Origin of the sequence: Acinetobacter sp. CIP 101966 (assembly GCF_000369725.1) — a bacterium.
Taxonomy (GTDB): domain Bacteria; phylum Pseudomonadota; class Gammaproteobacteria; order Pseudomonadales; family Moraxellaceae; genus Acinetobacter; species Acinetobacter lwoffii_Q.
On the sequence record NZ_KB850164.1, the window covers coordinates 34,874 to 50,727 of the forward strand.

Here is a 15,854-nt window from a genome sequence, read left to right on the forward strand (position 1 = left end):
AAAGAGATGAACAACGTTGGTCATTCATCTCTTATCTTAAATCTTACTAAAAGAGCTTTAGAACGTCTGTTCCAGACTTTCCAGTTCCATCATCAGTTCTAGCATTTGCTCTTCGGCTGTTTCCAGTTTGGCTTTTAGCTCGGTTTGCTCATTCATCAGTTTCAGCAAATCATTTTTACGTGATGCTTCGTATAAAGCACTGTCACCCAGCAGGTTTTCAATTTCAATCAGTCGCGGCTGTAGTTTGGCCATCTGTGCTTCGCATTTTTCAATATTCTTGCGAATCGGACGACTTAGTTCCCGCTGGCGAGCAGCTTCCTTACGTTGTGCTTCCTTGTCCAGTTTGGAAATAGTCGGTTTGACTTCGACTTGGGATTTCACCGGTTCTGCTGGCTTTTGCCCATTTTTAATCATCTCAATACGGGCTTGGCGTAACCAGTCAGCATAGGCAGTAAGATCACCATCAAACTCACGGCATTGACCATTATGTACCAGTAGCAGTTCATCACAGACGCTGGCGATGAGCTGACGTTCATGCGAAACCAGAACCACCGCACCCTGAAAATCTTGCAAGGCCATAGTCAGTGCATGACGCATATCCAGGTCTAAATGGTTGGTCGGTTCATCCAGAATCAGTACATTCGGACGCTGCCAAACAATCAGCGCCAGAGCCAAACGTGCACGTTCACCACCCGAAAAACTTTCACTCGGCGTATCCATACGTTCGCCGCTAAAACCAAAGCTGCCTAAAAATGAACGTAGACTGGCTTCACTGATTTTTTTATCGGCGATACGTGCCAGCTGTAACATCGGGCTGGCATTGCCATCCAGTGCATCCATCTGATGCTGGGCAAAATAACCAATATTCAGTAGCTCTGAATCTTTACGCACGCCTTGAATCAGTTTCAGGTCACCGACCAGCGATTTAATCAGCGTGGATTTACCAGCACCATTCATCCCGAGTAAACCGATCCGGCTGTTTGGCGTGATCTGTAAATTTACATTGGTCACAATCAGCTTGTCGCCATAACCAATATCGGCATGTTCCAGTTGCAATAACGGTGAACTCATTTTGGTCGGTTCACGGAAACTGAAGGTAAATGGTGTATCGACATGCGCAGCAGACAGTTCCTGCATGCGTTCCAGTTGCTTGATCCGGCTCTGTGCCTGTTTGGCTTTGGTCGCTTGCGCTTTAAAACGGTCAATATATTTTTGCAGATGCGCGCGGGTTTCCAGCTGCTTTTCATACGCCTGTTGCTGCTGCGCCAGACGTTCACTGCGGGTACGCTCGAAAGTCGAGTAGTTGCCGGTATATAAAGTCAGTTCCTGATTTTCGATATGTAAAATGTGATCGGTAATCGCATCGAGGAAATCCCGGTCATGCGAAATCAGCACCAGCGTACCTTCATAAGCCTTGAGCCAGTCTTCGAGCCAGAGAATCGCATCCAAGTCCAGATGGTTGGTCGGTTCATCGAGGAGCAGTAAGTCTGAGCGGCTCATTAGGGTACGTGCCAGATTCAGACGCATACGCCAGCCACCGGAAAAACTTGAAACATCCAGTTGTGATTGATGTTCAAAGAAGCCCAGACCCGCCATCAATTGCGAGGCTTTGGCAGGAGCCGAATAACCTGAAATTTCATCAAAACGGCCATATAAATGCCCTAGTTCTGCATCATCCAGTTGATCTGGTTGCTCAAGTTTCTGCTGAATATCCCAGTATTCTTCATCGCCCGACAATACGAAATCAATCGCTTTCATATCCAGTGCTTTAATTTCCTGAGCCATATGCGCCACGGTCCATACCGCAGGTCGGGTCAATGAACCCGTATCTGACTCCATGCCGCCGAGCAAGGCTGAAAACAGGGTGGATTTTCCAGCACCATTGACACCGGTTAGGCCAATTTTCCATCCTGGGTGTAACTGCATCGACGCTTTTTGAAATAAAACACGTCCACCGCGACGTATAGATAACTGGTCTAACTGAATCATTGAGAAATCAAAGCTAAGAAATAAGATGCGCCTATTCTAAAGGAAAGCCCTGTGAAAATGAAAAATCTTGCGACTTTTACTGAAATAAGCCAGCTTTTAAATTCTGTAAATTTATATATTATTGACCAATAAGTTGAGTATAAGCTCTATTTTCAGCATTAACAGTTGTTTATAGTAGAACCTGATCGAGCAAAAAATACGATAGAGTAAAATAAAAATGAAAAAGGGATTTTTAGTTTTATCTGCACTGGGTCTTTTGGTGTCGACTTCAACTCAAGCCAGAGTGAATGTCTGTGTGTTTGATTTGCTGGGGAAATCTGGTGAGTCTTACAAGCTGCTGGAAGAATGGGCACTGGCAGCAAAAGGCTGGGGTGCCGAAATTCAGTTAAGCGCCTATCAGGATGAAGCCAAGGTCGATCAGGACGTTAAAGCCGGGAAATGTGATGCCTTCTATATGACCTCAATGCGTGCCCGCGCCTATAACAAATTTGCCGGATCGATTGATGCAATTGGCGGCGTGCCGAATAATGACATTGCCATGAAAGCCATCAGCTATGTGCTGGATAAACGCAATAGCAAACGCCTGATCACCCAGATTGGCAAAGAAAAATTCGAAGTAGCAGGCATCGGCCAGATTGGGCCGGCCTATATTTTTGTTCGTGACCGTACTCTAAATAAACTGGAACAGGTCAAAGGCAAGAAATTTGCTGTCCTGCATTATGATTATGCGCAAAAAATCATGGTCAATCGGATTGAAGCGGTACCGGTCATGTCAGAAATTTCCAATTTTATTCGCAAGTTTAATCAGGGCGAAGTGGATCTTGTGGCTGCACCGGCTTATGCCTTTAAACCGCTCGAACTGGAAAAAGGTCTGGGTAGTAAAGGTGCCATGATTAATTTTCCGGTGATTAATGTCACTGCCGATCTGATTATTCGTCAGGAGAAGTTTCCGGCAAGCTTTGCGGCACAATCCCGAAACTGGTTTGTCAAACAGTTACCGCGCAGCTTTGCGATGGTCAAGCGCATGGAAGCTGAAATTCCAAGCAAATATATTTTGAATCTAAGCCGTGAAGACCGCCTCGCCTATCAGAAGATTTTGCGCGAAGGCCGCATCGATTTAACTCGACAAGGTATTTATGATCCCGGCATGATGACGGTATTGAAGCGTGCCCGCTGTACGGTAGAAAGAACTAATTTTGAGTGTTCGATTAGTGGAGAATAAATCTGCAAAGATGTATATCTTTGTAACTATAACTGGCTTAATGTAATTATAAGAAAGTAGTCTTAAATATTAAAACATTGATATTTAATTATATATTTAAAAATAACTGAGACAACTCCTGCTGATTTATCTTTATAGGCCAAAATGCCGGCTTTAAATGGAGTAAATGCTCTATTTTTTTTAATTAAACTTGCTTAATATTTGTCCCGTGTACGGACACTCAGCGAATAACAAGATTTCAAAGGATCACTACAATGAAAAAAACACTCTTATCATTGGCTGCATTTTCTGCATTTGGTTTTGCAAGTGCGGCGCATGCAGAAAAAGTCGATATCTGTGTGTTTGACTTACTGGGTAAATCCGGTGAGTCTTTCCAGATGGCGCAAGAATGGGCACTGGCTGCAAAAGGCTGGGGCGCAGAAATCAATCTGATTGCCCGTCAGGATGAAGCGGTTGCCGACAATGATTTTAAGGCAGGTAAATGTGATGGTGTATTTATGACCGCCATGCGTGCCCGTCAATACAATAAATTTGCCGGTTCTATTGACGCACTGGGCGGCGCACCAAGTAATGCCATTGCCCAGCGTGCAATCAGTTTTGCTCTGGACAAACGTAATGCCGCGAAAATGGTAACCAATATGGGCGGCAAAAAATATGAAATTGCCGGTATTTCGCCTTTAGGTTCGGCATTTATTTTCGTCCGTGACAAGAATATCAATTCGATTGAAAAAGCCGCAGGCAAGAAATTCGCAGTACTCGGCTATGACGATGCCCAGAAAATCATGGTACAGCGCGTCGGTGCACAGGCCGTGATTTCCGATGTGTCCAACTTTGTGGCCAAATTTAACAATGGTCAGGTGGATATGGTGGGTGCGCCTGCCTATGCCTACAAGCCATTAGAAATCTATAAAGGTCTGGGTAATAACGGCGCGATGTTTAATTTCCCGGTGCTGCATGTGACGTCTGATTTTGTGATTCGTCCAGAAAAATTCCCCGCAGGTTTTGGACAGAAATCGCGTGACTGGTTTATCAAAAACCTGCCAAAGAGCATGGCCATGATCAAACGTCTGGAAGCCGGTATTCCGTCGAAATATAAAATGAACCTGAACGTTGAAGATAAAACCAAGTATCAGAAAATGTTACGTGATGGCCGGATGGACATGACCAAACGTGGAATCTATGATGCCAGCATGATGTCGGTCTTAAAACGTGCCCGTTGTTCTGTCGATAAGGCCAACTTTGAATGTTCAATGGCTGGCGAATAATCTGATTTTTAAAGCAAAAAGCTTAGAGTGATCTAGGCTTTTTTTATGGCTGAACCAGGTCAGATCTGCCATTGTGCAGCGAATAAAATAGCTTAATCTAAATATTAAATTCGAATGTTTCATATAAAAAACAATCACATGTGACTAAAACTTCAATAACAAAAACAAGCGATAAGGAAATGAGGATGATGCATAGAGGATGGAAAGTACTGGCATTGGCTACAGCGACACTGGCTGTTTCAGGTCTGGCGCAAGCCAAACAGGTGATTTGCGTATTTGATCTGGTCGGTAAAAACGGTGATGTCTATAGTGTGATGAAAGACTATCAGTTGGCGGCCAAAAACTGGGGGGCAGATATCGAATTGCGGGTGAATACCAATGAAGCCGTGGTCGCAGAAGATTTTAAAGCCGGAAAATGTGACGGCATTAGTGTCACTGGTATGCGTGGCCGTCAATTTAACAAGTTTACCGGATCGCTGGATGCAATCGGGGCTATCACCGATCTGAATCTGGCGGTTAAAGTCATGCAGGGCCTGGCCAGTCCCACCTTCGCCAAACAAATGCTGCAAGGTAAATATGAAATTGTTGGAGTGATTCCGGTAGGTGATGCTTTTCTGTTAGTGAACGACCGCAGTATTAATACCGTTGCCAAAGCAGCCGGCAAGAAAATTGCGGTACTAAGCCATGACGAAGCACAAAAAATCATGGTACAGCAGGTTGGTGCACAAGCAGTGAGTGCCGAAATCAGCAATTTTGCCAGTATGTTTAACAATGGTCAGGTGGATATTATCGGTGCACCAGCTGCAGCATTTAAGCCTTTAGAATTACATAAAGGGTTAGGTAGTAAGGGTGCGATTGTGAATTATCCGGTATTGCAGGTCACAGGCAATATCATTATCCGTCCAGATAAATTCCCGGCAGGATACGGGCAAAAATCACGTGAATGGGTCAAGAGCCAGTTACCACGTGCCTTTGGTATTTTGGGTAAAATGAAAGTGGATATTCCATCGAAATACTGGATGGATATTCCTGCGGCAGATAAACCAGGTTATCAGAAAATGATGCGGGATTCCCGAATTGACCTGACCAAACGCGGCGTTTATGACAAACGCATGATGAAATTGCTGTGGCAATTCCGCTGCAAACAGAATCCGACAAATTTTGAATGTGCCTTACAGGATGAGAACTACAAATAATCCTGATAAAATTACTCTGATTTGACTTTTAATCTGTAGAGACTGACCATATATTGAGTGTGCTATACTTAAATATGGTCTTTTCTTTTTAAAGACATTCCATTCAACAGAGGAATCCGCCATGAATGCCCAAGCGCTTGTGCTCACCGACAATGCCGCAAATAAAGTACGCCAGTTGCGTGACAGTGAAGGTAACCAAGACTTAATGCTCCGTGTCTATGTGACCGGTGGCGGCTGTTCAGGTTTCTCTTATGGCTTTAACTTTGCAGAAAGCCAGAATGAAGATGATGCAGAATTCGCCAATGGCGATGTTAAAGTCCTGGTCGATTCACTGAGTTATCAGTATCTGGTTGGTTCGGTAGTAGATTATTTAGAAGGTCTGGAAGGCTCACGTTTCGTGGTACAAAACCCGAATGCGACCACGACCTGTGGTTGTGGATCTTCATTCTCGATCTAAATCCATGCATAAAAAAAGTCCTCTCAATGAGGACTTTTTTTATGCATGGAAAAAGTTTAGCTATCCAGTTTTACCGCTTCAAGCAGGTCAAAGATCACGCTGGTGACATCCTGACTCAACTCGCGGTTATTAAAAATTTCATAGGCGCTAATGGTAATGTCGGTATCACTTGGTAACAGACGCTGTTCTTCTTCGATCAGGTCATTAATCGGCAATAAGGTCTGTTTGATTTCCAAATGCAGAATATCTTTATATTCCAGATTTTCATCGTCGAGTTCAATCAGTTGTTCATTGAAATAAGGCAGCAAAATCGAATGAAGATAGGGTTGGATGTCCTCGATATCAAAGATCTCGATATCACGGGTTTCATCAATCGTACTAATGTGGTCATTTACTTCAATTAAAATATGGTAGTAACTCACACGAATCTCCAAAGATGGCCTAAACAATGTAGCCAATCACAATAACATGAAATCAGAATAGAGTGTTTTTTATAATACTTATACACTTAAATTAATTAAGGAATTCAAGCTGATCACTTAACGGTTATAAAGCAAGGTCTTGTCTGCAGGTCGTAGCTGAAAGTGTTGCAGATTTTGTTTACCCAGCACCGGATACATCAGTGCTTCCGGGTCATTATGGTGATACAAACCCAAGGCATGTCCGAGTTCATGTGCCAGAGTCAGGCGGAGATCATCTTCTGCATCAAATTGATAAACCTGAATTTGATTGCCCATAAACACGCCCTTATGAAATTCGCGGGCAGGGAAACGCTGTTGGGCTTGAATGATATTCTGTTGATGATTTTGCAGACCATGTTGATGCATGGAAACATTCATATTAAAGGAACTTTGCTGTTCCTGCAGGTATTGAAGTTCCCGTTGAAAATTTTCCGATTTACGCTGTAAAGCCAAAACTTCATATTCAATCTGCTCACGCTCATACGCAGATAAATTCGGCTGACGGCGTCGTTGCTGTAAGGCCTGAAATTCACTATTCATCTGATCTCTTTGCTGGATCAGGCGTTGCTGCTGACTTTCCAGATGCTGATGGGATGCTTCCAGATTTTTGACCTGACGTTGATACTTGGCGTCATCTGCCAGCAACTGTTTTTCGACTTTCTTTAAGGCATCATAGTCTTGCTGGCGTTGATCATAGATCAGGTGAATACTCAGCCTGGCATTTTCATCATAGACCATCAAATCATCACGATTGCTTCCCTGATGCCAGATCTCGATGGCTTCCTTACTCAGTTGAATGACCTGATCTTTACTGAGTCCAAAGCCTGAATCGACCTGATCAATCCGGAAGCGTAAGCGGGTATCGAAAGGATGAGCAAAACGATCAGCCAGCGAGTTATAGCGCAGTTGAGGATGGGTTTTGGCCTGCATATGCAGATAGGCAGACATGATCAATCCCACTACGAGCAGACAGAGCAGAAGACGCATATTTTTTATTTAAATGTCTATTTTTTAAAAATATAGCTTAATTTTAATGCCTTTCCCATGCTTATTTGCATCATCCTTCAGCTTTTGGATAAAGCCCTAATTCGGCCAAAGCCTGCTGCAAAATTTCAAGGCGGATCGCCGGATCCATACCATTTCGCATCTGCATATTCAGTGAAAATGCCACGATCTCGGCTTGCGGTGTTTCAACCCAGCCGGTGAGCCAGCCGACTTGCGGTTCCACATCCATGCCCCAACCGGATTTGACATATAGTCGATAAGCTTTCCGCTCCTGTAAAAATAACATGGCTTTGACTTGTTGCTGGACTTGAGGATCAAAGGCCAGTTGCTCTCGGGCCAACGCAGAAACAAATTGGACTTCCTGTTTTGGAGTAACTTTCAAAGGGCCTACCAACCAGAAGTTATCGACCTGTTGACCAATCTGCTGATTACCAAATTGGATGCGTTGTACTTCCTGTTGCATCAATTCAAGGCCAATGCGACGTGCCAGTTCCTGATACACGGGTACAGCAGAAGCTTGCATGGCTTCGCCGAGAGTCATGTCTTTTTCCCAGGCTGCAAAACTGCGTTTCTTGCCATCCCATTTAAAAATTTCATTGGTTGTGGCTTTGCCATGTTGCAGGCCAATCAGGGCATTGAGCATTTTAAAAGTAGAGGCGGGAACATATTCGGTATCTGCACGGCTTAAATCATTACCATAAACCTGTATCTGTTGACCACGCTGAATCACTAGAACACCCGCGCTTTGCGCCTGATCAAATAATTGGGCAATGGCTTGAGTCGATTGAGTCGAAGTGCTTTGAGATAGGAGAGATGAAACGGGCAGGCTACACGCTGTCAGGCCCAAGCAACTAAGTAAAGGCAGCAAAATTAGAATTTTCATGGGTTCAGGGTATTTTAATGTTGGATTTAACTTAAACAGCTTTTCCTGAAAATACGATCAAATTTTAGTAATTTTTATTTTATTCTTTTAAGTCGAGACATAAAAAAACCGCGCTTTCGCGCGGTTTTTTCAGTTAAAGCGACAAATTATTTTTTGTCATCTTTCACTTCAGTGAACTCAGCATCTACAACGCCGTCGTCCGCTTTTTGAGATTGACCTTCGCCGCCTTGGAATGCATTCGGGTCAAAACCTTGCGCACCACCTTGGCCTTGAGCAGCTTCATATGCACGTTGTGTAATTGGCATGATGATATTTTGCAGCGCTTCAGTTTTCGCTTTGATTTCTTCAACGTCATTTTCTTTAGTTGCAGCTTCAAGCTCAGAAACCGCCGTTTCAACAGCAGTTTTTTCGTCAGCTGTTACTTGTTCACCAAGATCTTTCACTGCTTTTTGTGAAGAAGCAACTAAAGCATCCGCTTCGTTGCGTGCTTTTGCAAGCTCTTCAAATTTACGGTCTTCTTCAGCATTCGCTTCAGCATCTTTGATCATTGCTTCGATTTCAGCATCAGACAAACCTGAGTTTGCTTTAATCTGGATCGATTGCTCTTTACCAGTGCTCTTGTCTTTCGCAGATACTTTCAAGATACCATCAGCATTGATGTCGAAAGATACTTCAATTTGTGGCACACCACGTGGCGCAGGTGGGATGTCGCCTAACTGGAAGTTACCCAACAATTTGTTTTGCTGCGCCATTTTACGTTCACCTTGGTAAACTGAAATGTCTACAGCAGGCTGGTTGTCCGCAGCGGTTGAGAACACTTGAGATTTCTTCGCAGGAATCGTGGTGTTTTTCTCGATGATTGCAGTCAACACGCCGCCCATGGTTTCAATACCAAGTGTCAACGGAGTTACGTCAAGTAGAAGTACGTCAGTTTTGTCACCTGAAAGTACCGCACCTTGAATCGCAGCACCCATTGCGACTGCTTCATCAGGGTTTACGTCTTTACGTGGCTCTTTACCGAAGAACTCTTGAACCTTTTGTTGAACCATTGGCATACGAGACTGACCACCTACCAGGATCACGTCAGAGATGTCAGAAGTCGAAAGACCTGCATCTTTAAGCGCAATACGGCAAGGTTCAATGGTACGCGCAACCAGGTCAGCAACCAGACCTTCAAGTTTTGCACGTGTTACGTTGATCACTAAGTGTTTAGGACCAGTCGCATCAGCAGTGATGTATGGAAGGTTGATTTCAGTTGCATTTGAAGAAGAAAGCTCGATTTTCGCTTTCTCCGCAGCTTCTTTTAAACGCTGTAACGCCAGTGGATCTTGTTTCAGGTTAAAGTTTTGTTCTTTCTTGAACTCTTCAACCAGGAACTCGATTAACGCGTTATCGAAGTCTTCACCACCTAGGAACGTATCACCGTTAGTCGACAATACTTCGATTTGCTGGTCACCATCAAGGTCAGCAATTTCAATGATTGAAACGTCGAAAGTACCACCACCCAAGTCGTAAACCGCGATTTTACGGTCGCCTTCTTTCTTGTCCATACCGAACGCAAGTGCCGCAGCAGTTGGCTCGTTGATGATACGTTTAACTTCTAAACCTGCAATTTTACCTGCATCTTTAGTTGCTTGACGTTGTGCATCGTTGAAGTAAGCAGGAACAGTAATAACAGCTTCAGTTACGGTTTCGCCCAGGTAATCTTCAGCAGTTTTCTTCATCTTTTTCAAGATTTCAGCAGAAACCTGTTGTGGCGCCAATTTTTTGTCGTTGACATCAACCCAAGCATCACCGTTGTCTGCTTTGATGATTTTGTAAGGAACTAAACCGATATCTTTTTGTACCGCTTGGTCTTCATAACGACGACCGATCAAACGTTTGATCGCGAACAATGTGTTTTTCGGATTTGTTACTGCTTGACGCTTTGCAGATTGACCTACCAGAATTTCGCCATCTTTATAGGCAATAATAGATGGAGTGGTACGTGCGCCTTCAGCGTTTTCGATTACTTTAACTTTGTCGCCTTCAAGTACTGCAACACATGAGTTTGTAGTACCTAAGTCAATACCAATGATTTTAGCCATTTGGATGTTTCCTCTAAAATTTTTTTGTGATTTACACTTGTTATCCGATATGAGAGCCGTTCGATTTTTTTCAAGTAAATTTTTTGAAAAATTTCACAAACTCCCGAAATTATTTGGCTTAAGCGCCGACCATCACCATAGCAGGACGCAATAAGCGACTGTTGAGCGTGTAGCCCTTTTGCAAAACAGTCCCAATTTCATTGGCTTTGGCATTTGGATCAATCCCGACTGCCTGGTGCAGGTCAGCATTGAAACCGTTGTTGGTGTCTACTGCCACAACCCCGAATTTCTCCAAGGTATGCAATAACGATTTAAGGGTCAGTTCAACGCCTTCACGCAATGGTGTTTGCTCTTCACCTGCAGCCACAATGGCACGCTCCAGATTGTCGACTGTTTCTAGAAGCTCTTTAGAGAACTTTTCCAGAACCGTATCTTTATGCTTTTCAGATTCACGCTGAATACGTTCAACACTTTTTTGTGCTTCATAGACTGCATTGGCGGTACGGGCTTTTTCTAACTTTAAATCACCTTCAAGCTGCGCAATCTGCTCTTGTAAAGACTCAACGGAAACTTCAGCCTGCTCGGTTTCAGCTTGAGTTTGCGCTGTATCTTGTTCCGCTTGCTCTTGCTCAAGTTGTTGAGCTTGCTCGTTTTGCTCAGTCGCCATTGATTTACTCCGTTTAAATGGGTTCTTAAACATGTACAGTCCTTAGGCCTCAGTGTTCACTGCGTTTATGCTGAACTGCCATGGTTGTGAAGTTCTTGATTACCTAAAGAAATCGGGGCAGGGTGTAAAAATTCAAGCGTCGACCCAGATTAAATTTAAGATTTATACAAAATACTGAATCCAGCGGATAGCAGAACAAGCTATTCAGAACACAACAGCAGGATAGGATGAGAATAAAATACACGGACATCAGCAGCGATGAATCCGAATTTTGAACTGAATAGATTCAATTCGCGACTAAATCTAAGAATTAAGTATTTGAATATAAACATAAAAAATGAATAATCGTATTTTTGAATCAAATTAATAATTTTAATCCGTTTTAAGTATTGGTAAAAAAATTGCATCATACTTCTATTAACAGCGACCTTGTTCAGAGGAGAGAGCCGAACCGGGTTGCTGTTGCCCTATTTTAGAATTGCTTTTTTCAAGCTGAGTATCCCCAAAACTCAGCTTTTTTTTGCCTGTTTATTTATTAGACATAAAAACGATTAATATCTAAGCAATAAAGTCTTTCACAATAGATGAACTTTTGATTAATATTTATTCCAGATTCTATCGCTGTAGTTTCTTCTTATTTTGAAATGTGTTTTCGTGGCTTATCCTGTTCTCTAGATAAGCCTTTTTTTGTCCAGAATTTACCTTTTTTGAATTTGTTGGAATCAGTCGTCTCTATTTTAGCGGTTTGTAAGATAAAACTTACAGCTTGGATAGTGAATGTCCGCTTCATGAGAGCAAGTTGATTCGATAGGATAATTTGTGTAGAGAACAGGATGTTCTGGTTGAATTGCTGAGAAGCATAAGCGAAGTGGAAGTTCGTTTAACATAACCCTCTGCAAAGGCCCTAAAGAAATTTTCTTTAGGGTCTTTGTCTATCTGGCAGCTACCTTTTTCATTAAAAAAGCCCAGTCTGGGCTTTTAATAGAGAGGGTGATTCAAGTCTTAGTCACGACGATCCCGTGAACGTTGTTCCTGATGGCGTCGGTTGTCATTCCAGCGTTGATTAGAACGATTTTGCTGGACTTTTTTACTGCGCTGATCTGTTGCACGTTTACGCTCCAGATCCTGACGACGCTTGCGTTCTGCTTCTGCCTGTTTTTGCCGTTGCGTCATGATATTTTTACGTTGCTGTTCATGGCGCTGCCGTTCCAGTTGGCTTTTACGTCGATCAAGCTCTAACTTTCTTTTACGATCCTGCTCCCAATTGCGACGTTGTAATTCCTGTTTACGTCGATCGAGTTCAATACGTTTGTGTTGCTGTTCATATTCCCAGCGTTGCCGCTCATAGCGACGATCTTGTTCATAATGCCGGTCCAGTTCATAGCGACGGTCATAACGCTGATCATAGCGGCCGTCATAATAGCCACCATCTTCAGGAAATGCGACGCAGCCTACAGCTAAAAATGCAGTCGCCAAAGACAGAGCTATAATTTTTCTAGCCATAGGCATCCTCCCGATTTGTAATAAAAAATATACTTAAGCTCGCAAAAGTACGTCAAAAATAACCTTTAAACGGTCAATGATATCTTTTATAAATGAGGGTAACGTATCGAGTAGAAGCTATATGTACATTGATATTAAGACTTATATAAGAATATGGTCACTGAAACACTAATCGTGTAGAAACTATGAAGAATTAAGAGAATAAGGACTAAAAATAATGACTGTGAATCCTCCGGTTCTGAAAAGTGTGATGGAAAAGGGACAAGGGACGGCAGCGCGTATGCTGGACCGCTTACCTGGCATTGCACAGGAAGCATTGGTCAAGGCTCTGGATTATCCTCATGTTTATCCTGATTTAGATCCATTGGTTAAATGCCTGATGGCCATCCAGATAAAACAGGGGCATAGCAGTTTTATTAGTGAGGATCTGGCTCATTCGCGCACATTGTTTGATGCACGTATGAAAGCCATCCGGGCTAGACCGACCGCGGTCAAATTTGTTGAAGAGCTCCGCCTTCCTCTACAGAGTGGCAGCATCTTTGCCCGGCATTATCATCCAGCTCCACAAAAGAAGTTGCCGATGGTGATTTTTTATCATGGCGGTGCATTTATGGTGGGCGGTCTGGACAGCCATGATGAATTCTGTCGCTTGCTGGCAGTACATGCCAAAGTACAGGTGCTAAGCGTAGCTTATCCGCTGACGCCAGAATTTAGCCCCTTGCAGATGGTACAAGTCTGTGAAGATGCCTTGGCGTGGGCACATCAGCATAGCAAGCAGCTAAAAGTCTATAAAAACCGGATTGCCGTGGCAGGGGACAGTGCGGGTGGAAATCTGGCTACTGTCGTGGCACAGCGCAGTGCAGGCAAATCTTATGCTGCACGAGCGCAGCTTTTGCTTTATCCGGCGGTCGACTTTAAAAGCCGCCATCCTTCTTTCTATGCCTATAAAGATGGACTGGTACTTTCAGAGCAGGATATTGATCTGGTGACCTTAATGTATGCCCAAACCCATCAGATTGAACTGGATGATCCGCTGATTTCACCGACCTATGGTGAATTGCAAAACTTGCCGCCAAGTTATGTGATTACAGCACGTCATGATGTCCTGCATGATGAGGGTTCAATCTATGCACACAAGTTGCGTCAGAATGGTGTAGCTGTTCATTATGATGAATATACCGATCAGGCCCATGGTTTTATCAACCTGACCCCGATCTCCCGCCGTGCCAAAAAATATGTGATTGAGATCAGCAAGAACTTCCGCAAATTCTGGGACAAAAATAGTTAAATCGAAAGCATAAATGCAAAAAGGTGTTTCTCATGAAACACCTTTTTTTATAGATAGGTTTTTATCAGTTCTTATACTTTGCTGCTGATCTGCGCTTCAGGAAAGATCAGATTGAATTTGGGGACATAAAAGCTTTGCAGCAATTTGGCTTTGGAAAAGTCTGGAAATATATTCTCGGCATCTTGCCATTCTACTTGCGAGAGTTTGGAGAGGTGACCGCGAAACTGTGGACTAAACTGAAAACGCTGGCCTTTCCAGGCTTGCTGGATTTTCAACATAGACGCTGGAATATGATGACTATTAATATAGAACTGGCGTGCAGATTTGGTTTTCTTCAGCCGAATCGTCATATGCTGGTTCTGGTGTTGAATCTGACACAGTACTTCCTGATCCTTTTCCTGCCATTCAAATTGCGCATGTTCTTTGGGAATGCCCCATAAATGCTGACCGTGTACCACAGACTCATGGGTAGACACATAAATTTTAGGAATCGAGCTGAGGCGCCGTTTACTAATTAAAGGATGATCCAGAATCAGTAACTCTTCATAAGGGCCAATCGGCGAAGTGTGATAACGCACCAATAAGACTTGGACCATACGACCCAGCGGAGAAGGCGCAATACGGAACTGTTTCGCTTGCTCAATAAAGCTTGGGGTCAGCCAATAATTCAGAATAAAACCCTCACCCTGCAAATGCCAAGGTGGAAACTGGTGGATATTTTGCTCCTGTAATAATGCATGCTTCATTCTTATTCTCTTGTCTTTAGTCGGCAGGTCACTGCATTATGAGTTATAAAAGATTAATATATAGTCATTCACAACCATTACTTCTAAGTAGATGAGTTAATAAATGTTAAAGAAATCATTATGTGTCATCGCACTTGCTGCGGTCAGTCTACCAAGCTTCGCTGCAAATACGATTATTGAGATGAAGACTTCATCTGGAAATATTGAAATTGAACTCTTCAATGACAAAGCTCCAATCTCGGCAAAGAACTTCGAAAGCTATGTAAAGAGCAACTTCTATAAGGACACGATTTTTCACCGCGTCATTCCAGGCTTTATGGTGCAGGGTGGTGGCTTTGATGTGAACATGCAAGAAAAAGCCAATACTCAAGCACCCATTAAAAATGAATCATCGAATGGTCTGCAAAATAAACGCGGTACTTTAGCCATGGCGCGTACCAATCAGCCGGATTCTGCCCGAGCACAATTCTTTGTGAACCTGGTCGATAATGATTTCCTGGATCGTTCTGCTAGAAATGCCGGCTATGCGGTATTTGGTAAGGTCACTAAAGGTATGGATATCGTCGATCAGATTGCTAAAGTACCGACCCGAAACTATGGAATGCATCAAAATGTGCCGGTGAACCCTGTAAAAATCACCAGTGTGACGATTAAAGCACCAGTCGTGAAAAACTAGGCATAGAATAAAGCAGAAATATTTAATTTATATTTCTGTTTTAAAAATATGTACTTATGTAATGAATTGTATGGAATTGAACCAATTTGGTGCATAAAAATAAAACACTCGTGATTCCTGTGCGTTAAAAGCGCTTGCACGTGTAAGAAATTGCCCTATAATGAGCACATACCGACGAGATAGACGGAAACGAACGAAGCAGAATGGCGGAGTTGTTGAGTTTATCGAAGTCCAGCTTCTGGCACTGACGAGGTGTTGGAAAGATCATTAAGAGATTATGAAGAACAACTTGTGTGGATTTTTACTGGTTGATTGATCGAAATTATTTTCATTGATTGATGGTAGAAATTACTCGAAGTTTATTTGAGAAATATTTGTCAGAAAATTGATGAGCCAAGATTGGCACCCT

Annotated in this window: 14 protein-coding genes; 6 read left to right on the forward strand and 8 right to left on the reverse strand. The window is 43.1% G+C overall.

Features of this window, described 5'->3' with window-relative positions:
- Positions 1-57 precede the first annotated feature (57 nt).
- Entirely contained in the window at positions 58-1,989 is a 1,932-nt protein-coding gene (locus F891_RS15605) for an ATP-binding cassette domain-containing protein (RefSeq protein WP_005264489.1), read from the reverse strand.
- A gap of 217 nt (positions 1,990-2,206) precedes the next feature.
- On the opposite strand from F891_RS15605, the gene F891_RS15610 reads away from it, so the two are divergent.
- The 4 genes from F891_RS15610 to erpA all read left to right on the forward strand — a co-directional run bounded on the left by F891_RS15610 (position 2,207) and on the right by erpA (position 6,129).
- Positions 2,207-3,211, forward strand: a complete 1,005-nt coding sequence (locus F891_RS15610) for a putative solute-binding protein (RefSeq protein ID WP_005264491.1) — start codon at positions 2,207-2,209, stop codon at positions 3,209-3,211.
- A gap of 254 nt (positions 3,212-3,465) precedes the next feature.
- Complete coding sequence (locus tag F891_RS15615; RefSeq protein WP_005104963.1) at positions 3,466-4,476, forward strand: putative solute-binding protein; 1,011 nt, start codon at positions 3,466-3,468, stop codon at positions 4,474-4,476.
- Positions 4,477-4,664: 188 nt separating this feature from the next.
- Positions 4,665-5,672 (forward strand): putative solute-binding protein, encoded by a 1,008-nt coding sequence (locus F891_RS15620; protein ID WP_005264493.1) that lies wholly within the window; start codon positions 4,665-4,667, stop codon positions 5,670-5,672.
- 121 nt (positions 5,673-5,793) lie between these two features.
- Entirely contained in the window at positions 5,794-6,129 is a 336-nt protein-coding gene (erpA, locus tag F891_RS15625; RefSeq protein ID WP_004281944.1) for an iron-sulfur cluster insertion protein ErpA, read from the forward strand.
- A 56-nt stretch (positions 6,130-6,185) separates the two neighbouring features.
- Here erpA and F891_RS15630 read toward each other — a convergent pair whose 3' ends face one another.
- The 6 genes from F891_RS15630 to F891_RS15655 all read right to left on the reverse strand — a co-directional run bounded on the left by F891_RS15630 (position 6,186) and on the right by F891_RS15655 (position 12,735).
- Positions 6,186-6,563, reverse strand: a complete 378-nt coding sequence (locus tag F891_RS15630; RefSeq protein ID WP_162924842.1) for a hypothetical protein — start codon at positions 6,561-6,563, stop codon at positions 6,186-6,188.
- Between the two features lie 105 nt (positions 6,564-6,668).
- Positions 6,669-7,577, reverse strand: a complete 909-nt coding sequence (locus F891_RS15635; RefSeq protein WP_005264495.1) for a matrixin family metalloprotease — start codon at positions 7,575-7,577, stop codon at positions 6,669-6,671.
- 70 nt (positions 7,578-7,647) lie between these two features.
- A complete protein-coding gene (locus F891_RS15640; RefSeq protein WP_004647119.1) occupies positions 7,648-8,478 on the reverse strand; it encodes an OXA-134 family carbapenem-hydrolyzing class D beta-lactamase OXA-283 in 831 nt (276 codons plus the stop codon).
- 146 nt (positions 8,479-8,624) lie between these two features.
- Positions 8,625-10,565, reverse strand: a complete 1,941-nt coding sequence (dnaK, locus tag F891_RS15645; protein ID WP_004647118.1) for a molecular chaperone DnaK — start codon at positions 10,563-10,565, stop codon at positions 8,625-8,627.
- A 118-nt stretch (positions 10,566-10,683) separates the two neighbouring features.
- On the reverse strand, positions 10,684-11,232 hold the full coding sequence (grpE, locus tag F891_RS15650; RefSeq protein WP_004647116.1) for a nucleotide exchange factor GrpE: 549 nt from the start codon (positions 11,230-11,232) through the stop codon (positions 10,684-10,686).
- Positions 11,233-12,234: 1,002 nt separating this feature from the next.
- Positions 12,235-12,735 (reverse strand): hypothetical protein, encoded by a 501-nt coding sequence (locus F891_RS15655; protein WP_004647115.1) that lies wholly within the window; start codon positions 12,733-12,735, stop codon positions 12,235-12,237.
- Between the two features lie 217 nt (positions 12,736-12,952).
- On the opposite strand from F891_RS15655, the gene F891_RS15660 reads away from it, so the two are divergent.
- Positions 12,953-14,023, forward strand: a complete 1,071-nt coding sequence (locus F891_RS15660) for an alpha/beta hydrolase (RefSeq protein ID WP_004647114.1) — start codon at positions 12,953-12,955, stop codon at positions 14,021-14,023.
- 71 nt (positions 14,024-14,094) lie between these two features.
- On the opposite strand, the gene F891_RS15665 is transcribed toward F891_RS15660, so the two are convergent.
- Positions 14,095-14,769 carry an acetoacetate decarboxylase family protein gene (locus tag F891_RS15665; RefSeq protein WP_004647113.1) on the reverse strand — a complete coding sequence of 225 codons (675 nt, stop codon included), beginning with the start codon at positions 14,767-14,769 and terminating at the stop codon, positions 14,095-14,097.
- A 103-nt stretch (positions 14,770-14,872) separates the two neighbouring features.
- On the opposite strand from F891_RS15665, the gene F891_RS15670 reads away from it, so the two are divergent.
- Complete coding sequence (locus F891_RS15670) at positions 14,873-15,445, forward strand: peptidylprolyl isomerase A (RefSeq protein WP_004647112.1); 573 nt, start codon at positions 14,873-14,875, stop codon at positions 15,443-15,445.
- Positions 15,446-15,854 lie beyond the last annotated feature (409 nt).

Bases quoted from the DNA above. Each gene is read 5' to 3' on its own strand.
- erpA (WP_004281944.1), top strand. From the start codon at position 5,794: ATGAATGCCCAAGCGCTTGTGCTCACCGACAATGCCGCAAATAAAGTA.
- F891_RS15610 (WP_005264491.1), top strand. From the start codon at position 2,207: ATGAAAAAGGGATTTTTAGTTTTATCTGCACTGGGTCTTTTGGTGTCG.
- F891_RS15640 (WP_004647119.1), bottom strand. From the start codon at position 8,478: ATGAAAATTCTAATTTTGCTGCCTTTACTTAGTTGCTTGGGCCTGACA.
- F891_RS15635 (WP_005264495.1), bottom strand. From the start codon at position 7,577: ATGCGTCTTCTGCTCTGTCTGCTCGTAGTGGGATTGATCATGTCTGCC.
- grpE (WP_004647116.1), bottom strand. From the start codon at position 11,232: ATGGCGACTGAGCAAAACGAGCAAGCTCAACAACTTGAGCAAGAGCAA.
- F891_RS15665 (WP_004647113.1), bottom strand. From the start codon at position 14,769: ATGAAGCATGCATTATTACAGGAGCAAAATATCCACCAGTTTCCACCT.
- F891_RS15670 (WP_004647112.1), top strand. From the start codon at position 14,873: ATGTTAAAGAAATCATTATGTGTCATCGCACTTGCTGCGGTCAGTCTA.
- F891_RS15655 (WP_004647115.1), bottom strand. From the start codon at position 12,735: ATGGCTAGAAAAATTATAGCTCTGTCTTTGGCGACTGCATTTTTAGCT.
- F891_RS15660 (WP_004647114.1), top strand. From the start codon at position 12,953: ATGACTGTGAATCCTCCGGTTCTGAAAAGTGTGATGGAAAAGGGACAA.
- dnaK (WP_004647118.1), bottom strand. From the start codon at position 10,565: ATGGCTAAAATCATTGGTATTGACTTAGGTACTACAAACTCATGTGTT.
- F891_RS15620 (WP_005264493.1), top strand. From the start codon at position 4,665: ATGCATAGAGGATGGAAAGTACTGGCATTGGCTACAGCGACACTGGCT.
- F891_RS15615 (WP_005104963.1), top strand. From the start codon at position 3,466: ATGAAAAAAACACTCTTATCATTGGCTGCATTTTCTGCATTTGGTTTT.
- F891_RS15605 (WP_005264489.1), bottom strand. From the start codon at position 1,989: ATGATTCAGTTAGACCAGTTATCTATACGTCGCGGTGGACGTGTTTTA.